Below are 21,553 nucleotides of genomic sequence, written 5' to 3'. Positions count from 1 at the left end.
GAAGCAATCCAAGGGGGACGGGGTGTCGCCGTTGAGCCCTGCCGCCCCTGGATTGCTTCGTCGCTCTGCTCCTCGCAATGACGGCGGCGCCGTCACTTCTTCAGGAACTGCTGGACGTTGTTCTTGTCGACCAGCACGGCGTCCGTGAAGAGATAGGGGCCCGATGTGATGCTCTCCTTCGGCTTCTTGTCGACGACGATCGCCTGGATGGCGTCGACCGCCTGCTTGCCCATCTCCTCGAAGGGCACGGCGACGGTCGCCATGAAGGTCGAGTTCGGATCGGCGATGCGCTCGTAGCTCTCCTTGCCGCCATCGACCGAGATCAGCGGGATCTGGCCCTTCTTCACGCCTTGGGCCTGCAAGAGGTCGTCGATGATATAGGCCTGGCCGTCGAAGGAAGCCCAGATGCCGTTGATCTTGCCCTGGTTCTGCAGGAGCAGCGCCTGCATGCCGGCGCGGACATCGTCGCGCCAGCTCTGGGTGCGGGCCATCGAGAACTTGCCGAGCTCCTTTACCGCCTGGTTCTCGGCGAGGACGGCGTCGAGCAGGCGGCCACGGATGCGCGAGGCGACGTTGAGGTCGAAGCGGGCCGAGACGATGTTGCCCTGGTAGCCGAGCTGGCCGAGCAGGTAGAGCGCGGCATCGGCACCGACCTTGTACTCGTTGGTCTGGATGTCGAAGAGCGCATGCGGGCTCGAACCCGACTGCACGGTGATGACCGGGATCTTGGCATCCTTCGCCGCCTTGAACTGGGCGTCGGCCTCGACCGGCTTGCCCATGGCGATGATGATGGCATCGACCTTCTTGGCGATCAGCGCGTCGAACTGCTCGGCGTGCTTCGGCAGCGCGCCTTCCGAATTCAGCAGCGTGACGTTCCAGCCCCTCGCCTTGGCGGCGGCTGCCGCGGCATTGGCGACGCGCGCATGCGTTTCCGATGTAAACTGGAAGCCGATGATGCCGAGCTCGAAGGCGCTCGCGGATTGACCGAACGCTACGAGCGCCGCGGCGGCGACCAGCATCTTCCTGAAACCGAACATGAAACCCACTCCCCTCATTCTGTTTGTTGTCGTCGAGATCAAACCTTGAACGCCGCCTTCTTCATCGCGCTGGCCGAGAAGGCGACCGAGCCGATGATGATCGCGCCGAGCACGATGTCCTGGATGTAATAGGGCGCGCCCATCAGCACCAAGCCGTTGCCGAGCACCTTGAGCACCAGCGCGGCAAAGACCGTGCCGGGGATATTGGGCTTGCCGGGCTCGAACATGGTCATGCCGAGCAGCACGGCGGCGATGGCATAGAGCAGGTAGTCGCCCGCCATGTTGGGCGCGGCCGAAGAGAGGTTGGCGGCGAGCAGCATGGCCATCAGGCCGGCGAAGACGCCGGAGAGCAACAGGCCGATGCGCTTCATCCGGGCCGTGGCGATGCCGGCGAGCCGCGCGGCCTCGTCCGCCTCGCCGGTCGCGACCATATGGGCGCCGGTCCGGGTCCATTTGACGAGTCCATAGGCGAAGAGCGTGGCGCCCGCCATCCAGAGCACGAGATTGGGGATGCCGAAGGAGTAGCCGCGGGCGAGCCCGGTGAAACCGACCGGCCAGCGCCCGACGAAGGCGACGCCCTGCGTGATCATGAAGGCAAAGCCCTTGGCGATCGCCGCGGTGCCGAGCGTCATGATCAGCGAGGGGATGCGCAGCAGGGTGACGCCGTAGCCGTTCAGCGTGCCCAGCACGAGGCCGACGCCGATGGCAGCCGATACCGCGACGGCCGGCGGATATTGTGCATGGACGAGCCAGCCACAGACGACCGCCGCGAGGCTCGCCATCTCCGCGACGGAGAGATCGAGCTCGGCCACCGTGAAGGCGAGCGCGAAGCCGAGCGCGAGGATGGCGAGGAAGCTCGTATCCTTCAGCACATTGATGACGTTCATCGTGCTGGCGAAGTTCGGCGCGAAGATCAGGAAGAACAGGATCAGGGTCAGACCGGCGATCGCCGTGCCGTAGCGTCCGATCAGTTCGCGCGGGTCGATGCGGCCCAAGCTCAGCTTCCCTTCTTCGCGATCCTGCGCGCCGGCGCCCGGTTTCGAATCGTCGGCATGATCAGTCCTTTACGTCGCGCTTTCCGGGTTGGCGAGACCGGGCAGCGCGGCGGTGTCCTGCGCCAGCGCCACGAGATCGGCCGAGATCGGTGCCAGTGCCGCTTCGCTCTGCCGATAGAGGGCATAGAGCGCGTTATAGGTCGGGCGCCGCGCCGGGTCGGGCTCATAGCGGCGGGCAATGCTGACGAGGGCATCCTGCGCGGCTTCCAGCGATGCGAAGCGGCCAAGTCCCGTCCAGGCGATGATCGCCGCGCCGAGCAGGCCGGGTTCTTTGGCCGTGCCGACGACGATCGGGCGTCCGCAAATATCGGCCTTGACCTGTGCCCAGACCGGATTGGCGGCAGCGCCGCCGCCGAAGCGGATCTCGTCGACGCGGGTGCCGAGCGCGCCCTCCGCCCGCTCCAGCACGAGGCGGTTCTGGCAGGCAACGCCTTCGAGCACGGCATAGGCGAGATCGGTCGGGCCATGCCGGCGGCCGAGCCCGATGAAGGCGCCGCGCAGATTCGGGTCCCAATAGGGCACGCGCTCGCCTTGCAGATAGGGCAGGAAGAGCAGCGGTTGCGGATGGCGCTGGCCAGCGAGAAGGCGCTCGATCGTCTCGCCGACAGGGCCGGTGCCACCGAGCAGGCCGTTGAGCCAGGCGATGGTGTCGGCGCCGTTCTGGCTGGGGCCGCCGAGATGCCAAAGGCCGCGCCAATCGACGGAGATCAGCCCTTCGGCTTCGGCCTGATCGGGGCCGAGCACGCCGAGCACCTCGGTGGTGCCGGAGATGTTGTAGGCATAGCCCGGACGCAGCGCGCCGAGACCCGCGACGGCGGCCCAGGTATCGTTGCAGCCGCAGAAGACGGGGATGCCGGCGAGCTTGTCTAAGGGCGCGGGCAGGCCGGCGCGGACGGGGGCGGCGATCTCGGTCGGTTCGAGAATGGTCGGGATCAGGCTCGGCGAGAGGCCGATTGTGTCAAATGCCGAGCGGCCATCGACGTTTTCGGTGCACGCGATCAATCGTGCGAGCGAAACGGGATCGCTCGCGCGCCGGCCTGTCAGGCAAAAGTTCAGGTAGTCCTTGGGCTCCAGCACGCAAGCGCGCGCGCGGGCGTTCTCAGGCTCGTTCTCGGCCAGCCAGGCGAGGCGCGCGAGCGGGTGGAAGGCGTTGATGCGGGCGGCCTCGGGATGATCGGCCAGCGTCTCCCGCAATCGGGCGGCGATGCTGTCCGAGCGCGCATCCTTCCAGGTCATGGCCGGGCGCAGTTCATGACCGTCATGGCCGAGGAAGACCTGCGTCCGGGTCACGCCGCAGATCGCGATGGCCCGGACTGCCGCGAACAGCTCCGGCGCTTGTTCGGCGAGCCTGGCAGCGGCTTCGAGCAGCTGTGTCCACCAGGCGTGCGCGGCGACTTCCGAGCAGTCGAGATGATCGTGCAAGGCTGGGCCGGGCACCGCATACTCGACCAATGTCGTTCCGCGATCGTCGATCAGCGCGGCGCGGAAGCTGCTGCCGCCAAGATCGCAGGCGAGGACGACACTCATCGTCCGGCCCTGACCAGGACGAGACGGCGAGCGGACGGGACAGCGGGTTTCACGAAGCTACCTTCAGGCATCGACCCTTGGAGCGTCATAAATCGCCTGCGAGTCAAGGATGCCTCGTTCAGGCGCCACGCTTGGCCGCCTTGAGGATGTCGTCGACCAGCCTTTGCGAGGCCAGTGCCTCCTCGCCGGTGACGACGGGGTCGCGGCCCTGCGCGATCGCATCGAGGAAATCGGCGATGACGGCGCGATGGGCGTCATGCGGGAAATCCATGATGTTGGCGCCGCTGCCGGTTGAGCCCTCGGCCTCGACGATCTCCTCGCGCCCGTCGAGAAAGGCGAGGCGCAGGCGCCCGCCGATCAACGCGGCAAAGCCCTTGGTGCCGGTGATCTCGATGCGCTCGGGATAGCCGGGATAGGCGGCTGTAGTTGTCACCAGCGTGGCGGGGGCGCCGTTGCCGGTCTCCAGCAGAGCCGAGACGTAATCCTCGGTTTCCATGCGATGGAGGGCGGTGGTGCGGGCCTGCGCCGCCACAACGCGGGAGACGCCGACAAGCGAGCGGAACAGGTCGAGCGAGTGGATTGCCTGGGTCAGGAGAACGCCGCCGCCATCGCGGGCGAGCGTGCCGCGGCCCGGCTCGTCATAGTAGCTCTGCGGACGCCACCAGGGCACGGAGAGGAAGGCGGCCTCGATCGTGCCGAGCTCGCCGGAATCGAGGGCAGCTTTGAGGCGCAAGCTCGCCGGGCGGAAGCGGTGCTGGAGCGTCACGCCGAAGGTCTTAGCCGTCCGGCGGGCGGTATCGACGAGGCGCTGGCCGCGCTCGCTGGTCAGTTCCAGCGGCTTCTCGACCAGAACATGTTTGCCGGCTTCAAGGCAAAGCGCGGAGACGTCGAGATGGCTCGACGGCGGCGTCAGCACGATGCAGGCATCGACAGCCGGGTCGGCCAGCACGGCGTCGAGATCGGTCGTGGTCGGGAAGGGGAATTGCGCGGCATAGGCCTTGGCACGGTCCGGCGTGCGGCTCACGGCCCAGCGCGTCTCGGCGCGCTCAGTGAGGTCGAGCAGGCTTTTCGAATGCGGCAGGGAAGCGGGGCCAAGCCCGATCACGGCGATGCCGAGCTTGCGTGTCATGACGGGTCGTTCCTCAAGCGCGAGTGACTGGTTTCGCCGGCAGCCAGGCTGCCTTGGCCTGCGCCTCCAGCGCGAGCCGGCAGACGGTGAAGGCGTGGCGCTGGCTCATCGCGGTTTCGCTGCGGGCGCCGATATCGGCGACGAGGTTGCGAAAATAGGTCAGCGGTTCGCCGAACGCATTGATATGGCGGGTGCCGCCCTTGTCGACGAGGAAGACATGGTCGGTGCCAGGGCGGCCGGCGATATCGACATATTTGCGCAATTCGATGGTGCCTTCGGTGCCGAGGATGGTGAGGCGGCCGTCGCCCCAGGTCGGCAGGCCGTCGGCCGTGAACCAGTCGACCCGGATATAGCCGCCGGCCCGGTCGCTGCGCAGCAAGACCTCGCCGAAATCCTCGAAATCGGGCAGGGCCGGCGTGCCGAAATGGCCGATGCCGGAGGCCACGATTTCCGCATCATCAGAGCCGGTGAAATGCAGGAACTGGTCGATCTGGTGCGAGGCGATATCGGTGAGGATGCCGCCATAATGGCGCTTGTCGAAGAACCAGCCCGGCCGGATCGTGCGGTTGAGCCGATGCGGGCCCATGCCGAGCGTCTGAACGACGCGACCAATCGCACCGTCCGCGATCAATTTGCCGGCTATGATCGTCGCCGGAACGGTGAAGCGCTCGGAGAAGCAGATAGAGAAGATGCGCCCGGTCTCGGCGACCACCTTCTCGACGGCGGCGAGCTGATTGAAATCGGTGACGCCGGGCTTGTCGACCATGACATCCTTGCCGGCCCGCATGGCGCGGACCGCCAGCGCGGCGCGCTCCGCGGGGATGGCGGCGCAGGCGATCAGGTCGATCGACGGGTCGTCGATCAGCCGGTCGGCCGTGCTTTCCGGCAGATCCGGGAAGCGCTCGCGGAAGCCGGCGAGGACGCGCTCATCGCTGGTCGCGGGATCGAAGCCGACGCAGGTCGCGCCGGCTTCGAGGAGACCGCCGACCATATGGTAGATATGGCGGTGGTCGAGGCCGATGGCGGCGAAGCGCATGGTTATTGCGGCGCGTTGTGGCCGACGCCGATTTCCTGGTCCCAGCGCCGGAAGGCGGCGACGAGACGCTCGGGCGTCAGCGGCGGGCGGGTCGGCAGGCTGGTGATCAGTCCGTCATATTCCGGCCGGCCATATTCGGCGAGGATATCGCGGCTTTCCTGCGGCGCCATGGCGAGCGTCACGCCCTTGATCGCCGGGCCCGGATAGAAATAGCCCTTGTCATAGGTCACGGCCTGGGCTTCCGGCTTCAGCATATGGGCCATGAGCGCGACCAGCGCCGCCATCTTCTCGGCCGGAACGCCCTTGGGGATGCACATGAACTGGGTGTCGGGAATCCAGTGCGTGTTGGCGAGGACGAAGACCTTGGCTTCCTTCGGCACGATGCCGAGCACGCGCGGGTTGATGTCCCAGCCGAGCGTCGAGACGATGACGTCGCGGGTGCCTTCGCCGAGCTCCTTCATCGTCGCGGCGGTGCCGCCCGGATAGTAGTCGACGCCGGTGCCGAGCTCCTTGAGATAGACCCAGGTCTTGTCCCAGCCCTTCATCGGGTCGGTCGGGTCGGCATCGCCGAGGATGTAGGGCAGGCCCTGCAGCCAGGTCCAGCCGGGGCCGGAATTGACGGGGCGGGCATAGGTGAAGCGCTTCGGGTTCTGCTTGACATAGGCGAGCAGGTCCGCGGCGGTCTTCGGTACGGTCTTGAGCCGCTCGGGCGCATATTCGAAGAGCGGGCCGGAGGGCGAATAGACGACCGCGACGCCTTCGTTCTGGCCGAAATTGCGCTGCATCATCAGCGCCTGCTCGTGATAAATTTCTTCGGGCTTCGGCAGGTCCTTGGCATGGGACTTCCAGACATCGACCCAGAGCCCTTGCTGGATGCCGTCCGACATGGCGCCGGGGCCGGTGAGCACGAGGTCGATATCGACGCGGTTGGCCTGCTGCTGGGCCTTGAGCTTGGCCGGCAGCTCCGGCGAGGGCGCGCGTGAGAAATTCAGGCGCGAGATCAGCTTCGGATTGTCCTTGGCGAATTTCTCGATGGCGATCTGCGTCAGCTGAAGATTGCCGGCGACATCGATGATGTTGAGGGCGACGGGGGCGCTTTGCGCCAGTGCTCCGCCGGCTTTCAACGCGGCGAGGCCGGCCGCTCCGGCCATGACGGTGCGACGTGTCGGGTGGATCATGATCTCTCCCTGGGTTGAGCTCTCTTTTGCGATGCCGTGAGCGGCATCCGGAGCATTTGACTGGGATACTAGTGCACCACCCCACGACGCGCCAGCGGATTCAACGGCATGGCGGGCACCGCGCCGGGACATGGCAAGCGGGGCCGATCAGGCGTGTTCGAGGAGGAGAGCTTCGGTCGCGCGGCTGAGCAAAGGCGCGGCGGCGCCATGGATTTCGTAGAGATGGCTGGCGGGCGCGCCGGTGAGATCGGGCACGGCGAAGCCGTCCATGGTGCCTTCCGCCCGGAACAGCCTGTTGAACCGGGCCCAGAGCTGCGGATTGGCGGAAAAGGGGCCGCTCACCGCGATCCGGGCGGGGAAGAGCATCCGGCAGGCATTGGCGAGCGCGCGGGCGAGCAGCTCCGTCGCCATCTCCATCTCGGGCAATGACAGCAGGTCGAGACCGGCGAGCTGACGCGCCAGGCGCACCTCGTCCTGGTCGAGATCGGGCCAGTGCCGACGCAAGGCGGGGAGGAGCGACCAGAGCGCGGCGCCGGTTTCGAGGCAGGCGGTATTGCCGCAGCCGCAGCGGCGCCCGCCGAGCGCGGCGAGCCGCCAATGGCCGATCTCGCCGAAGGAGCCGGTCGGGGCGAACGGCTCGCCATCGACCGCATAGGCAAGCCCGACGCCCCAGCCCCAATGCAGCAGGATCGTGCCGCCCGCGAAGTTCTCGGGCTCGCGGGCCGCGCGGGCGCGCAATTCGGCGTCCAGATTGCGGCAGATCGTGACCGGCCCGGCCACAGGCTCGAGCACCGAGGCGATGTCGAGCCCGCGCATGCGCGGCCAGCGCGAGGCCAGCAGCCACTGGCCCCGTTTCAGGTCGATCAGGCCGGAGAGCGAAACGGCGGTGCCGGCATGGCTCATGCCCGGCGGCATCGCGTCGAGAAGATCGCGCGCAAGCTCCGCCATCACGGCGGCGATCGCGGCATTGTCGGCATCGCCCGCGATGGGGCGCCGGCGCTCGGCGACGAGGTGGCCGTTGAGATCGACCAGTGCGCCGGAGAGCGACTGGCTGGAGACATAGATCACGGAAGCGCCGATGCGGCGGGTATGCGCGACGAGGATCGCCGGGGGGCGTCCGCGCCCGCTCGCTTCTCCGACCGCCTCGATGACCAGCCGGCGCGCGATGAGATCACCGACGACGCGCGAGACGCTGGTCGAGCGCAATTGCAGGATGCGGCCGATATCGGCGCGCGAATGCGCCTCGCCATTGAGGATCAGCCGGTAGATCCGGGCGCAGTCCCGGTCATGGGCAAGTGCGAGGCGGGTTTCGTCGAGCGTCAGCAGGGACAAGGCAGGCTCTATTCGGAACGGTTGCGTTCAAAATTAATCGTTGCGTTTCGGACGAAGCTTCATAAGCTCGTTCTCAGAATATCGGAAAATTACTGGCATAAAAGGTTCAAAATTCGATGATCGAGATGCATCTCGCCGCCGACAAGGACGAGCTCGGCCGGCAGGCGGCGGCGCTGGGCGCGCAGGCCATCCGCGACGAACTCGCCCGTCACGGCACGGCGACCATCATCGTGGCGACCGGCGCCAGCCAGTTCGAGATGCTGAACCATCTCGTCGCGGCCGAGGGCATCGACTGGTCGAAGGTCACGGCCTTCCATCTCGACGAATATGTCGGCCTGCCCGAGAGCCACCCGGCGAGCTTCCGGCGCTATCTGCGCGAGCGCTTCATGGCGCCGCTCAAGAATGCGCCGACCTTCATTCCGGTCGATGGCGAGGGCGATCCCGCCGCGGCCGTGAAGCAGCTGAACCAGCAGATCGCCGGCAAGCGCATCGCGGTCTGCTTTGCCGGGTTCGGCGAGAACTGCCATCTCGCCTTCAATGATCCGCCGGCCGATTTCGACACCGAGGAACCCTATCTCGTCGTCACTCTCGACGATGCCTGCCGGCAACAGCAATTCGGCGAGGGCTGGTTCCCGAGCTTCGCTGACGTGCCGCAGCAGGCGATCTCGATGAGCATCCGCCAGATCCTGAAGAGCGAACTGATCGTCCTCTCCGTCTCCGACACCCGCAAGGCCGCGGCGACGAAGGCGGCGCTGGAAGGGCCGGTCAGCAACCTGGCGCCCGCCTCGATCCTGCAGACGCACAAGCGGACCGTGCTGTTCATCGATCCGCCGGCCGCCTCCCTGCTGAGCCGGAAGAGCTGACCATGCACACGCCCGGTCTCGTCGATCTTCAGGTGAACGGCTTTGCCGGGTTGGATTTCAACTCCGGCACGGTCACAGCGGCCGAGCTCGACCGGGCGCTGGAGGCGATGCTGGCGACGGGTGTCACCACCTGCCTGCCGACCATCATCACCGCCCATCCGCATGAGCTGGAGGAGCGCTTCCGCGCGCTCGATGCGGCGGTGACGGGCAGCCGGCTCGGGCCGTTGATGTGCCCGGGCTACCACCTCGAAGGCCCGTTCCTGAACCCGGCTGCCGGCTATTGCGGCTGCCATCCGCCGGAGGCGATGACGGCGGCCACCGCGCACCTGATCGCGCGTCTCGAAGCGTTGCTGTCCCGGCCGATCCTAATGGTGACGCTGGCGCCGGAGATCGCGGGGGGGATCGCGCTCGCCGGCCAGCTCGCCCGCATGGGCAAGGTCGTCGCCATCGGCCATTCCGCCGTCGATTTCGAGATCGTCGCGGCGGCGGCCGATGTCGGGGTGACGCTCTCGACCCATCTCGGCAACGGCCTGCCGCAGGACTTGCCCAAGCTGTCGAATTCGCTGTTCGCGCAGCTCGGCGAGGACCGCCTGATGGCCGGCTTCATCGCCGACGGTATCCACCTTCCGCCGAAGGCGCTGAAAAGCCTGATTCGGGCCAAGGGCTTCGAGCGCTCGATCCTGGTTACCGATGCCGTGGTCGCGGCGGGCGCCGTGCCCGGCCGCTACAGCTTCGCCGGGATGCCGGTCGAACTCCGGCCCGACGGCTCGGTCTATCAGGTCAACGGCGATTCGCTGGCGGGTTCGGCGCTCAAGCTCGACGATGCCGTCCGCAATGTCGTCGCCTGGGGCATCGCGACGCCTGAGGAGGCGGTCGCGATGGCCTCGACCCATGCGCTGGCCTGCATCGCCAATGCACTGGCCGGCGCCGGAATCACCTTGCCGGAGAGCGCGATCGAGTGGTCGCCGGATCTCCGGGTTCGCAGCGTGCGCGTCGGCAACGAGCGCCGTGACTTCGCCACTGAGGCGGCAGCCTGAAGACGTCATCAACCAATGAAAAGGGGAGAAGCATGAGCGAATTTTCAAAAGGCGTGGATCGCCGCACCGTTCTGGGCGGGCTTGGTGCACTGACGCTTGGCGGCACCGGAGCGCGTGCGGCCGTGCCGGCGCTGCCGTCAGCGCCGGTCGGCATCAACATCATCGATGTCGGCGGTGCGCTCGCCCTGATGCAGCAGGCCTTCGACGACTACCGCGCCAACAATCCCAAGCTCGTCTCGCGCATCACCTATGTGAAGGCGCCGGCGCCGGAGCTGGCGAGCAAGATCAAGGCGCAGCAGGATGCCGGCCGCGCCGATCTCGACCTCGTCCTGACCGGCTCGGACGGCCTCGCCGCCGGACTGGAGCAGAATCTCTGGCTCAAGATCTTCCCGGATTTCGCCGAGAAATTCCCCAATATCGAGCAGAACTACGAGCCGGCGGCGCTCAACCTGCACAAGGTGCAGGGCGCGGGCTTCGGCACGGTGGTGAACTACTACCCGTCCGGCCCGCTGCTCGAATACATGCCGGACCGCGTCAAGCAGGTGCCGACCACGGCGGAGGAGCTACTCGCCTGGGCCAAGGCCAACCCGAACAAGTTCATGTATGCGCGCCCGACCAATTCCGGCCCGGGGCGCACCTTCATGATGGGCCTGCCCTATATCCTCGGCGACAAGGACCCGCAGGATCCGGTCAATGGCTGGGACAAGACCTGGGCTTATCTGCAGGCGATCGGCGAGTATATCGAGTACTACCCGGCCGGCACCGGCGCGACGATGAAGGAGTTCGGCGACGGTTCGCGCGACATCATCATCTCGACCACGGGCTGGGACATCAACCCGCGCGCGCTCGGCATCGTGCCCAAGGAAGCCAGGATCCAGACGCTGAAGGGCTTCCACTGGGTCTCGGACGCCTTCTTCATGTGCGTGCCGAAGGGCATCCCGAACGATCGCCTCGCCGTCGTGCTCGACATCATGGCGCATGTGCTGACGCCGAAGATGCAGGCCTATTCCTATGACGAGGGCTATCTCTATCCGGGCCCGGCGGTGAAGGACGTGCCGCTGTCGCTGGCGCCGAAGCGCAGCCAGGACGTGATAGCGGAGTTCGGCCGGCCGGAATATGCCGACCTCATCGCCAAGAACCCGATCGAACTGCCGCTGAAGCCCGACAAGATGGTCGTCGCCTTCCGCAAATGGGACGAGTTGGTCGGCGCCAAGCGCAAGCGCTGACCGATACCACCATCTCTTCGCTCCGCCCTGAGGCGGAGCGACAGAAAGGCCCGGAAACCATCACGCGGTGCCGCCACCGCCGATGGTTCCGGGCCGATTTCGTTTCAGGCTCAACCGACGATCGAAGCGTCGTTCTCGGCGCGTCTCCAGAAGAGCCTCACCCCTCCCTCGGGGGTGCTCTCCAAGCCTGGGACGGCGGCGAGGAGCTTTTGCGTGTAGGGGTGCTGCGGATTGTCGAAGATGTCGTCTCTGGGGCCTTCCTCGACGATCTTGCCGTCCTGCATGACGATGACGCGGTCGGCGACCTGCTCGACCACGCCGAGATCGTGGCTGATGAACAGGCAGGAGAAGCCGTGCTTCTTCTGGAGCTCGTCGAAGAGCTCGAGCACCTGCGCCCTGACCGTGACGTCGAGGGCCGAGACCGGCTCGTCGGCGATGACGAAGCTCGGCCGGCGCACGATGGCCCGCGCGATCGCGATGCGCTGGCGCTGGCCGCCCGAGAGCTCGTGCGGATAACGCTCGGCGAAGCCGTCGCCCAGGCCCACCTCGGCCAGCACCTCGGCGACGCGGGCCTTGCGATCGGCCGGGCTCATGTCGGGGACGAGGCGTAGCGGTTCCGCCACGAGCTGCTGGATCGTCATGCGCGGGTCGAGCGAGGAATAGGGGTCCTGGAACACCATCTGGCAGTTCAGCCGGTAGTCCCAATAGGCCGTCTCGCTCTTGGTGATCGGCTTGCCGTTGAAGCGGATCTCGCCGCCGGCCGGCTTGACGAGGCCGGCGATCGACTGGCCGAGCGTGGTCTTGCCCGAGCCCGAGCCGCCGACCACCGCGACGACCTCGCCGGGCTGCACGTCGATGCTGATGCCGTGCAGGGCGCGCTTGGCCTCACCCTTGCGGAAGAAGCCCTGGCGGCCGGGATACTCGACGACGAGATCGCGCACCGCGACGATCGGCGTCTTCGCCTCCGGCAGGAGGCGGGCCGGCAGGCGATGCGGCATCGCCGAGAGCAGCTTGCGGGTATAGGGGTGCTGCGGCCGGGCGAGGATGTCCTCGCTTGGGCCCTGCTCGACCACGTCGCCCTGGCACATCACGACGATGCGGCTGCAATAGCGCGCGACCATGCCGAGATCATGCGAGATCAGCAGCACGGCGGTGTCGTTGGCCTTGGTCAGCTCGACCATCAGCTCCATGACGTCGCGCTGGACGACGGCGTCGAGCGCGGTGGTCGGCTCGTCCGCCAGCAGCAGGGCGGGCTTCAGCAGCATCACCGAGGCCAGCATGATGCGCTGGCGCATGCCGCCGGAGAACTGGTGCGGATAGGCGCTGAGCGCCCCTTCCGGATCGCGCAGGCCCACGCTCCTGAGCATGTCGAGGATCAGGGCGCGACGCTGGCTTGCATCGAGCTTGCGATGCAGCGCCAGCCCCTCGTCGAGCTGGCGCCCGATCAGCATCGAGGGGTTGAGCGAGGTCATCGGCTCCTGGAAGACCATGCCGACCTTGGCGCCGCGCATGGTGCGCAGATCCTTGGCGGACATCGCCATGACGTCCTGGCCGTCGAAGCGGATCGTGCCGCCCTCCAGCCGCACCGCCGGCGGGATGAAGCCCATCACGGCCCGCGCCGCCAGCGTCTTGCCTGAGCCGGATTCGCCGACGATGCCGACGATCTCGCCCGGGAAGACCTGGAAGGAGACGTCGTTGACCACGGTGCGGCCGGAGCCGCCGATCTTGAGCGTGAGATGGGCGACGTCGAGAAGCGGTTTGGTGGTCATCGCGAGCCCCTCATCCGCGGGTCGAGCCGGTCGCGCACGGCGTCGCCGAGCAGGTTGATGCCGAGCAGCGTCAGCGAGATGCACAGACCCGGGAAGATGCCGAGCCAGACGGCCTGACCGATATAGGGCCTGGAGCCCGCCAGCATGTTGCCCCAGGTCGGGGCCGGCGGCGGCACGCCGAGGCCGAGGAAGGAGAGCGCGCTCTCGGCCAGCAGGACATAGCCGAACATCGAGGTCGCCAGCACGGTGAGTGGCGCGATGCAGTTCGGCAGGATGTGGCGGGCCATGGTGAAGCCCTCCGAGTTGCCCATCACCCGCGAGGCCGCGATGAACTCGCGCTCGCGCAGGGACAAGACCGTGCCGCGCACGACGCGGGCGACCGAGGGCGTATAGGCGATGCCGAGGGCTACGATGATGCCGTATTTGTTGGCGCCGACCACCGCGAGCAGGCCGAGCGCCAGCAGGATGCCGGGAAAGGCGAGCAGCGCATCGTTGAAGGCCATGATGATGCGATCGGTCCAGCCGCGCATATAGCCGGAGAACAGGCCGATCAGCGTGCCCATCACAACGGCGAGCGTGACGGTGAGGATCGAGATCCAGACCGAGGTCGCGGCGCCCGCCATCAGGCGCGAGAGCACGTCGCGGCCGAACTCGTCGGTGCCGAGCCAGTGCAGCGCCGAGGGCGCGGCGAGCTTCTCGCGGAAGGAGAGCTTGAGCGGATCATAGGGCGTCCAGAGCGCGCCGGTGCAGGCCGTCACGAGCAGGATGCCGATCAGCGTGCCGCCGACGATCGCATTGGGGGCGGGGAGCTTCATGCGGCTGGGCTTCCTGACGGTGCCGCCACCCGTCGTTGTGCTGTCGGTGCTCATTGCGCCGTCACCCTTGGATCGAAGACCGGGTAGCAGAGGTCGATGACGAGGTTCACCAGGACATAGGTGAAGGCGACGAAGAGCATGCAGCCCTGGATCACCGGATAGTCGCGGGCGAAGATCGCATCGACGAGCAGGCGGCCGAGGCCCGGGATTGTGAAGACCGTCTCGACCACCGCGATGCCGCCGAGCAGGTTGCCGAGCACGAGGCCGATCAGGGTCCAGGTCGGGCCGAAGGCGTTCTTGAAGGCATGGCGCCAGAGCACCGCGCCTTCCGACAGGCCCTTGGCGCGGGCATGGGTGATGTAGTCGAGCCGGAGCACTTCGAGCGTCGAGGCGCGGGCCATGCGCAGGATCACGCCGATCTCGTGCAGGAACAGCGTCAGGATCGGCATGACCAGATAGAGGATGCCGGCCCAGGGGTTCTCGGCGATCGAGACATAGCCGACGACCGGCAGCCATTCGAGCTTGAGCCCGAAGAACAGCAGCAGCAGCAGGCCGAGCCAGAAGGTCGGGATCGAGAGCAGCAGCGTCGCGGTCGCGACGAGGCCGAGATCGAGGGCCGAATCCTGCTTCCAGGCGGCGATGACGCCGGCCGGCACCGCGACGCAGCTCGCCAGCAAGACCGCGACCAGCACGATCTGGGCCGAGACCCAGAAGCGCTGCAGGATCAGCGGCAGCACCGCCTGCTGCGACGAGATCGACTGGCCGAAATCGCCGCTCACGACGTTGCCGATCCAGATGCCGAACTGGGCCGGCAGAGACTGGTCGAGCCCGAGCCGGGCCCGCAGATCCGCCAGGCTCGCCGGCGTCGCCAGGTCCCCCAGCATCAACTGGGCCGGGTCACCCGGAATCAGACGGATCAGGACAAAAACCGACACCGCGACAATCAGCAGCGTCGGCAAGGCCATCGCGATCCGCGTCAGCGCAAACCGAAACATCAAAGGCCCTCCCAAGCCTCAGGACAAAACCCGACCCCGCCTCACGGCGGAGCCGGAGCACGCATCACTTCGTGACGCTGACCTCCCAGAGGCGCAGCTGGGACGCCCAGGGCGTCACCCCGCTGACCTTCTTGGAATGGGCGATGATGTCGAGGTCGTTATGGGTGAAGATGGTCGGGACCTCGTTGATGAAGCGCTTGTGCAGGTCGTCGAAGATCTTCTGGCGCTCGGCCGTATCGGTCACCACCATCGACTTCTGGATCAGGGCGAGCGCTTCCGGCTCCTCCCAGATCTTGCGCGGTTGCTTGTCCTTCGGGCCGGCGATCTGCTCGAATCCGAGCGCGGGGTCGAAGCGGCTCGAATAGGAGAAGGACTGCATCTGGTAGTTGCCCTTGTTGTAGCGATCCAGCTGCGTCGCCCATTCCAGCACCTCGATCTCGGCATTGATGCCCACCGCCTGCATCATCGCCTGGGCGATGACGGCGGTGTTGAAGCTCGGCACCGAGGAGCGCTTGTTGGCGAGGATCACGATCTTCTCGCCCTTGTAGCCGGCCTTCTGGAGCAGGGCCTTGGCCGCGGCCGGATCGTATTTGAAGCCCTGCTTCTGGACGTCGCCGAAGTACTTCGAGGTCAGGTAGACCGGCGAGTTGTTGGGCTTGCCGAGGCCGTTGGTGACATTGGCGACGAGCTCGGGGAAATCGATCGCGGCGGCGACCGCCTGGCGCAGGGCCTGGTTCTTCATCACCGGATCGCGCGTCTGGATGATCAGGCTGTGCCGGACCGGGTTCGGCGCGATGGCGAGCGTCAGGTTCGCGGCCTTCTTGAGGTCGGGCACGTCCGATTCCGGCATCAGCGCCATGTCGAGCGAGCCCGCCAGCAGGCCTGCCTTCACCGTCGCCGCGTCGGGAATGACCATGAAGCGCGCTTCCTTCACCAGCGGGCGCTTCGAGCCGATATAGCCGTCGCGCTTGTCGCCCTTGGGCGAGACATACTGGTCGAAGGCGAGAAGCTGGACCGACTGGGCGCGCTTCCATTCGCCGAGCATGAAGGGGCCGGTGCCGATCGGCTTGTCCCAGCTGCCATCGGCCTTGACCGAGTCCTTGTGGATCACGGCGGTGCCGCCGCAATCGGCGCGGGCGAGCGAGTCGAGGAAGAGCCCGTTCGGCTCGTTGATCTCCATCACGACGGTGTCGGCATCCGGGGCCGAGATCTTCTCGACCTTGAGGCCGTTGCGCCCGTCGAAATCGGAGATGCAGCGCCAGTCCGTCTTCGCATCCATGTAGCGGTTCCAGCTCCACAGCACGTCGGCCGAGGTCATGGTCGCGCCGTTATGGAACTTCACGCCCTTGCGCAGGCGGAAGGTATAGGTCTTGCCGTCGGGCGAGATCTCGACCTTCTCGGCGAGCAACGGGCCGATCGAGCCGTCCTCGGCATAGCCGACGAGGCCCTCGACCATGTGCAGCACGACGGCGTCGGTGTTGCCGTCGCGATTCACGCCCGGATTGGTCGAGCGGATATCGGCGTTGAGCACGGCCGTCAGCGTCTGGGCCTGGAGGGCGCCGGCCGAGAGGGAGAGCGCGGCGACAGAGACAAGGAGGCGCTTCATGATGGTTCCCCTGTTGTCGTTATGATTGTTCAGGCGGCCTTGCGGGCGGCGCGGATGCGGGCGAGCTCGCCGGCGAAGAAATCCTCGACGACCGGCACGACCTTGACGCCGTCATGCGGCGTATTCGGCACGAGGTCGAAGCGGGCCGCGATGCCGTGCGCGGCGAAATTGTCGCGCAGGCTCGCCAGCCGTTCCGGCCGGTTGGTGCCGGCATGGTTGGCGTCCGGCATCCAGTTGCGGCCGCCCGGCTTGTGGGTGATCTCCCAGGTCTCGAGATCGGCGGCGCCGACGACCATCTGCACCGCGACCTGCTTCATCGCGGGAATGTCGAGCTCCTGGCCGAAGAGCTCGGCGAAGTTGCGGGTGCCGACCCACCAGTCGCGGCTGGGGTCGAGCAGGGTGACCGAGCCCGGCGCGCCGATCGAGACGCCCCAGAGCTTGTTCGGCTGCAGCATCAGGAAGCGATGGGCGAAATGGCCGCCGCCGGAATAGCCGAACAGGCCGAAGCGATCGAAGGCGATGCCGTAACGCTCGGAAACCTCCTCGACGATGGCGAGCAGGATGTGGTCGTAACGGAGGTTGCCCTCGCGCATGTACTTGAAGCCGTCGCGATAGCCGTCGCCCATCACCCCGATCGGGAAGAGCGGTGCCAGGATGATGCAGTTGTTCCAGCGGGCGAAGGACGAGAAGGCGTCGCGATAGCCGGTGAAGCCGCGGCCGGTGCCGTGCATCGCGACGATCAGCTCCGGCTTCTCGCCGCCCTCGCCCAGGCTCGGCGGGACATAGAGGCAATAGGGGAAGCGCGCATCGTGCTTCGAGGAGTAGATCGAGGTCGGACCGTATTCGTAGAGCGCCTTGGCGCGGGCGGCCGCCTCAGTGTCGGGCTTGGCGGTCTGTTCTGCCACGGCGTTCACGGGCTCTCTCCTATGGCGAAATTATTGGCGCCAATTATGTTGCATGATATGGTTGTCTTCGCAACCAACTTCTTCCGTGTCGCGCGAATCCTGCTAGAGCATTGTTCCGTCGCAGTTTCTTCACGCGAACCGGTGTCCACCCCGCTCGAAAATGCTTTAGAGAGCCTGCCATGACGTCCGAGCGGAAACGCAAGAACACCAGCACGCGGCGCGCCATGCTCGCCAACGAGATCGCGCAGGCGATCCGTCTGCGCGCGTTCAGGCCGGGCGAGTGGCTGCGCCAGATCGACCTCGAGGAGCGCTTCCAGGCGACGCGTTTCGACGTGCGCAGCGCTCTCGACGAACTCGCCGTGCGCAAGACGATCGAGCATGTCCCGAACCGGGGCTATCGCGTCGCCGAGGTCGACCTGAAGACCTATGAGGAGATCCTCGCGACGCGCATCATCCTGGAGCGGGCCACGGCCGAAGGCATCGTCGCGCAGATCGACGACGCCGCGATCGCGCGGCTGGACGCGCTGGCGGCGCAGTTCTCCGCTGCGGTCACGACCGGAAGCCGGACCGAGCAGAGCGAGATCAACCGCGCCTTCCATCAATTCATGTACTCCTTTTGCGGCAATGCCGTGCTGGAGGAGATGATCTGGGGCCTGCGAGACCGCGGACGCGGTTCGCAGATCACGGTGTGGAGCTCGCATGAACTGCTCCAGAAGAGCGACCGCGAGCATTACGAGATGATGGCGGCCCTGAAGGCTCGCGATGCAGGGCGGCTGGCGACCCTGATCGCGACCCATATCATCAAGGGCGCGCCCGTCGGCCCGGCTCCGGTCGAGCCGGACTGAGCGGCCACCGCCTCACTTGGCGACGGAGACCTCCCAGAGGCGTGGCTTCGAGGCGACCCAGGGCGCGAAACCCTGCAGGCGCTTCGAGACGACGGCCGTGTCGACCTGGTTGTAGAGGAAGATCAGCGGCGCATCGGCCAGCATCATCACATGGAGCTGGTCGAAGATCTTGCGGCGCTCGCCCTCGTCATTGACCAGCGTCGCCTTCTCGATCAGCGCATCGGCCTCGCGATTGTCCCAGACCTTGGAGGGCAATTTGTCCTTCGGGCCGGAGAACTGGTTGTAGCTCTGGGCCGGGTCGATGCGGGCGGAGTAGCTGAAGGACATCATCTGGTAGTTGCCCTTCGAGAAGCGGTCGAGCTGGGTCGCCCATTCCAGGATCTCGATATCGGCCTTGATGCCGGCGGCCTGCAGCATGGCCTGCGCCATGATCGCGATCGGATAGCTCGGCACGGTCGAGCGCTTGTTGGCGATCAGCTTGATCGTCTCGCCCTTGTAGCCGGCCTCGGCCAATAGCTTTTTCACGCGCGCGGGATCGTGCGTGTAGCGCTTCTTCTGGACCTCGTCATAGTAGGGCGAGGTGACATAAACCGCCGAGTGGTTGACCTTGCCGAGCCCGTTCGAGACGGCGCCGACGATCTCGTCCTGATCGAGGGCCGCCATGATCGCCTGGCGCATGCGGGCATCGCCGAGCAACGGGTCGCGGCTCTGGAGCAGGATGCCGTGTTTGGTGGCGCTTGGCGCGGTCAGCACCTGCAGACCGCTCTTCTTCATCTCCGGCACGTCCTCGTCCGGCACGTCGGCGACGTCGAGCGCGCCCGACATCAGGCCGGCCTTGACCGTCGCGCCATCGGCGATGGCGAGGAACTTCACTTCCGTCGCGAGCGGGCGCTTGGAGCCGACATAGCCGTCGCGCTTGTCGCCGACCGGCGAGGTATAAGCGTCGAAGCGCTTCAGCAGGACGAATTCGCCGCGGCGCCAGTCCGCGAGCTGGAACGGGCCGGTGCCGACCGGCTTGTCCCAGCTGCCATCGACCTTGACCGAGTCCTTGTGCAGGATCGCGACCATCGCGCAGTCGGTGCGGGCCATGGTGTCCAGGAAGAGCGCGCTCGGCTTTTCCAGCTTCATCACGAAGGTCGCGGCGTCGGGCGCGGTCGCTTCCGTGACCTTGAGGCCGATGCGGCCGTCGAATTCCGGCTTGCAGCGCCAGTCGGTCTTCGCGTCCATGTAGCGGTTCCAGCTCCACAGCACGTCGGCCGAGGTCATCTCGGCGCCGTTGTGGAACTTCACGCCCTTCCTGAGGCGGAAGGTATAGGTCAGCCCGTCCGGCGAGACGTCGATGGCCTCGGCGAGGAGGGGGGCGACGGCGCCGTTCTCGCGATAGCCGACAAGGCCCTCGACCATGTGCAGCACCACGGCATCGGTGTTGTCGTCGCGGTTGACGCCCGGATTGGTCGAGCGGATGTCGGCATTGAGCGCGACATTGATGGTCTGAGCCTGCGCCGCACCACAGAAGAGCGCGAGCGCCAGGGCAGAGGCCGAAAAGCGGATCATTCCCGTTCCCTCGTTATCGTGTCGTCCGGGCATGCCCCATGGGGCATGCCGCGTTGTCGGAGGTCGCGAAGGTGAGGTGGTGGCCTTACGGGCCGGTGCTGACTTCCCAGGCGCGGGGCAGCGAGCTCAGCGTCGAGACATAGCCCTTGGTCTTGGCGCCCATGGCGCCGCCGACGATGCCGTTATAGAGCATCACCATCGGGACATCGGCGATGAAGCGCTTGTGCAATTCGTCGAAGATCTTCTGACGCTCGGCCTTGTCGTTCACGACCATGGACTTGTCGAGCAGGGCCTGCACCTCCGGATTGTCCCAGAGCTTGCGCGGCTGCTTGTCCTTCGGGCCGGTCATCGACTCGTAGCTCAGGGCGGGGTCCATGCGGCCGGAATAGGGGAAGGCCTGCATCTGGTAGTTGCCCTTGCTGTAGCGGTCGAGCTGCGTCGCCCATTCCAGCACCTCGATCTCGACATTGAGGCCGATCGCCTGCAGCATCTGCTGGGCGACGACGGCGGCGTCGAAGCTCTCGGGATAGCGCTTGTTGGCGAGCATCACGATCTTCTCGCCCTTGTAGCCGGCCTCCGCGAGAAGCTTCTTGGCGGCGGCGGGATCGTGTTTCCAGCCCTGCTTCTGGACCGGGCCGTAATAGGCGGAGAGCGCCGGCACGATCGAGTTGTTGGGCGAGCCGATGCCGTCGGTCACGGCGCCGACCAGCTCCTTGGAATCGATCGCGGCGGCGATCGCCTGGCGCAGCTTGACGTTCTGCAGCAGCGGGTCGCGCGTCTGGATGATCAGGCCGACGAGGCCCATGCTGGTGACGACCGAGGTCTTGACCTTGTCGTTCTTCTTGAGCTCGGCGATGTCGGTATTGGCGATATCCGGGACGATGTCGATGTCGCCCTTCAGCAGGGCGGCCTTGGCGGTCGAGTTGTCGGGAATGACGAGGAAGCGGACCTCGTCGACCAGCGGCTTCTTGGCGCCGGTCAGGCCATCGATCTTGCCGGGCAGCGAGGCGTAGTCGGCGAAGCGGTCCAGCTTGATGTATTCGCCGCGCTTCCATTCCGCGAACTTGAACGGGCCGGTGCCGATCGGCTTGTCGAAGGAACCGTCGGCCTTGACCGAGTCCTTGTGGAGGATGCCGGTCATGGCGCAATCGGTGCGGGCGAGCGCCGAGAGGAAGAGCGCGCTCGGCTTGTCCAGCTCGAAGACGACGGTCTTGTCATCAGGCGCCGAGATCTTCTCGACCTTGACCTGGCCGCGGCCGTCGAATTCCGAAAGGCAGCGCCAGTCGGTCTTCGGGTCCATGTAGCGGTTCCAGCTCCAGAGTACGTCGGCCGCGGTCAGGGCTGCGCCGTTATGGAATTTCACGCCCTGGCGGAGCGTGAAGGTGTAGCTCTTGCCGTCCGGGGAGATATCGACCTTCTCGGCCAGAAGCGGCTTCGGCAGGGCGTCCTCGCCATAGGCGACGAGACCCTCGACGATCTGCACGACGACGCCGTCGGTATTGGCATCGCGATTGACGCCCGGATTGATCGAACGGATGTCGGCGCGCAGCTGGATCTTGAGCGCGCTCGCCCCGGCGACCTGGACGAGGCCGCCGCACAGCAGCGCGGCGGCGAGGGCGGTGGTGGTTGTTGTTCGGCGCATCA

Annotated in this window: 18 protein-coding genes; 4 read left to right on the top strand and 14 right to left on the bottom strand. The window is 66.5% G+C overall.

Going from position 1 to position 21,553, the window contains the following annotated elements; all coding sequences use genetic code 11:
• Positions 1-92 precede the first annotated feature (92 nt).
• The 7 genes from AC3WMA_RS14365 to AC3WMA_RS14335 all read right to left on the bottom strand — a co-directional run bounded on the left by AC3WMA_RS14365 (position 93) and on the right by AC3WMA_RS14335 (position 8,294).
• On the bottom strand, positions 93-1,037 hold the full coding sequence (locus tag AC3WMA_RS14365; protein ID WP_492286017.1) for a sugar ABC transporter substrate-binding protein: 945 nt from the start codon (positions 1,035-1,037) through the stop codon (positions 93-95).
• Between the two features lie 38 nt (positions 1,038-1,075).
• Positions 1,076-2,032 carry an ABC transporter permease gene (locus AC3WMA_RS14360; protein ID WP_492286016.1) on the bottom strand — a complete coding sequence of 319 codons (957 nt, stop codon included), beginning with the start codon at positions 2,030-2,032 and terminating at the stop codon, positions 1,076-1,078.
• 69 nt (positions 2,033-2,101) lie between these two features.
• The gene (locus AC3WMA_RS14355) at positions 2,102-3,619 is read right to left on the bottom strand and encodes a xylulokinase (RefSeq protein ID WP_492286015.1); all 1,518 of its coding nucleotides are present in this window, start codon (positions 3,617-3,619) and stop codon (positions 2,102-2,104) included.
• Positions 3,620-3,737: 118 nt separating this feature from the next.
• The gene (locus AC3WMA_RS14350) at positions 3,738-4,748 is read right to left on the bottom strand and encodes a Gfo/Idh/MocA family protein (RefSeq protein ID WP_492286014.1); all 1,011 of its coding nucleotides are present in this window, start codon (positions 4,746-4,748) and stop codon (positions 3,738-3,740) included.
• 13 nt (positions 4,749-4,761) lie between these two features.
• Positions 4,762-5,784: a Gfo/Idh/MocA family protein gene (locus AC3WMA_RS14345; protein ID WP_492286013.1), complete on the bottom strand. Its 1,023-nt coding sequence runs from the start codon at positions 5,782-5,784 to the stop codon at positions 4,762-4,764.
• Positions 5,785-5,786: 2 nt separating this feature from the next.
• Positions 5,787-6,959 carry an extracellular solute-binding protein gene (locus AC3WMA_RS14340; protein ID WP_492286111.1) on the bottom strand — a complete coding sequence of 391 codons (1,173 nt, stop codon included), beginning with the start codon at positions 6,957-6,959 and terminating at the stop codon, positions 5,787-5,789.
• Positions 6,960-7,109: 150 nt separating this feature from the next.
• Positions 7,110-8,294: an ROK family protein gene (locus AC3WMA_RS14335; protein WP_492286012.1), complete on the bottom strand. Its 1,185-nt coding sequence runs from the start codon at positions 8,292-8,294 to the stop codon at positions 7,110-7,112.
• Between the two features lie 116 nt (positions 8,295-8,410).
• Between AC3WMA_RS14335 and AC3WMA_RS14330 the strand changes: the two genes are divergently transcribed.
• The 3 genes from AC3WMA_RS14330 to AC3WMA_RS14320 are packed head-to-tail and all read left to right on the top strand — an operon-like array spanning position 8,411 to position 11,420.
• Entirely contained in the window at positions 8,411-9,157 is a 747-nt protein-coding gene (locus AC3WMA_RS14330) for a glucosamine-6-phosphate deaminase (RefSeq protein ID WP_492286011.1), read from the top strand.
• 2 nt (positions 9,158-9,159) lie between these two features.
• On the top strand, positions 9,160-10,194 hold the full coding sequence (locus AC3WMA_RS14325) for an N-acetylglucosamine-6-phosphate deacetylase (protein ID WP_492286010.1): 1,035 nt from the start codon (positions 9,160-9,162) through the stop codon (positions 10,192-10,194).
• Positions 10,195-10,226: 32 nt separating this feature from the next.
• A complete protein-coding gene (locus AC3WMA_RS14320; RefSeq protein WP_492286009.1) occupies positions 10,227-11,420 on the top strand; it encodes an extracellular solute-binding protein in 1,194 nt (397 codons plus the stop codon).
• A 110-nt stretch (positions 11,421-11,530) separates the two neighbouring features.
• Here AC3WMA_RS14320 and AC3WMA_RS14315 read toward each other — a convergent pair whose 3' ends face one another.
• The 5 genes from AC3WMA_RS14315 to AC3WMA_RS14295 all read right to left on the bottom strand — a co-directional run bounded on the left by AC3WMA_RS14315 (position 11,531) and on the right by AC3WMA_RS14295 (position 17,519).
• Positions 11,531-13,189: an ABC transporter ATP-binding protein gene (locus tag AC3WMA_RS14315; protein WP_492286008.1), complete on the bottom strand. Its 1,659-nt coding sequence runs from the start codon at positions 13,187-13,189 to the stop codon at positions 11,531-11,533.
• Positions 13,186-14,004, bottom strand: a complete 819-nt coding sequence (locus tag AC3WMA_RS14310) for an ABC transporter permease (RefSeq protein WP_492286007.1) — start codon at positions 14,002-14,004, stop codon at positions 13,186-13,188. Before AC3WMA_RS14310 ends, AC3WMA_RS14315 begins: the two co-directional genes overlap by 4 nt.
• 50 nt (positions 14,005-14,054) lie before the next feature.
• Positions 14,055-14,999, bottom strand: coding sequence for an ABC transporter permease (locus tag AC3WMA_RS14305; protein ID WP_492286006.1), 945 nt, complete (start codon positions 14,997-14,999; stop codon positions 14,055-14,057).
• 64 nt (positions 15,000-15,063) lie between these two features.
• The gene (locus AC3WMA_RS14300) at positions 15,064-16,605 is read right to left on the bottom strand and encodes an ABC transporter substrate-binding protein (protein WP_492286005.1); all 1,542 of its coding nucleotides are present in this window, start codon (positions 16,603-16,605) and stop codon (positions 15,064-15,066) included.
• A gap of 29 nt (positions 16,606-16,634) precedes the next feature.
• The gene (locus AC3WMA_RS14295; protein ID WP_492286004.1) at positions 16,635-17,519 is read right to left on the bottom strand and encodes an alpha/beta hydrolase family protein; all 885 of its coding nucleotides are present in this window, start codon (positions 17,517-17,519) and stop codon (positions 16,635-16,637) included.
• Between the two features lie 170 nt (positions 17,520-17,689).
• Between AC3WMA_RS14295 and AC3WMA_RS14290 the strand changes: the two genes are divergently transcribed.
• Positions 17,690-18,355 carry a GntR family transcriptional regulator gene (locus tag AC3WMA_RS14290; RefSeq protein WP_492286003.1) on the top strand — a complete coding sequence of 222 codons (666 nt, stop codon included), beginning with the start codon at positions 17,690-17,692 and terminating at the stop codon, positions 18,353-18,355.
• Between the two features lie 12 nt (positions 18,356-18,367).
• Here AC3WMA_RS14290 and AC3WMA_RS14285 read toward each other — a convergent pair whose 3' ends face one another.
• Positions 18,368-19,909 carry an ABC transporter substrate-binding protein gene (locus AC3WMA_RS14285; protein ID WP_492286002.1) on the bottom strand — a complete coding sequence of 514 codons (1,542 nt, stop codon included), beginning with the start codon at positions 19,907-19,909 and terminating at the stop codon, positions 18,368-18,370.
• A gap of 85 nt (positions 19,910-19,994) precedes the next feature.
• Positions 19,995-21,551 (bottom strand): ABC transporter substrate-binding protein, encoded by a 1,557-nt coding sequence (locus AC3WMA_RS14280; protein WP_492286001.1) that lies wholly within the window; start codon positions 21,549-21,551, stop codon positions 19,995-19,997.
• Between the last annotated feature and the right edge of the window lie 2 nt (positions 21,552-21,553).

The organism is Allobosea sp. FW305-C-101 (assembly GCF_058783685.1).
The sequence above is the reverse complement of the archived record's forward strand: the minus strand, read 5'-3'. Positions and strand labels throughout refer to the sequence as shown.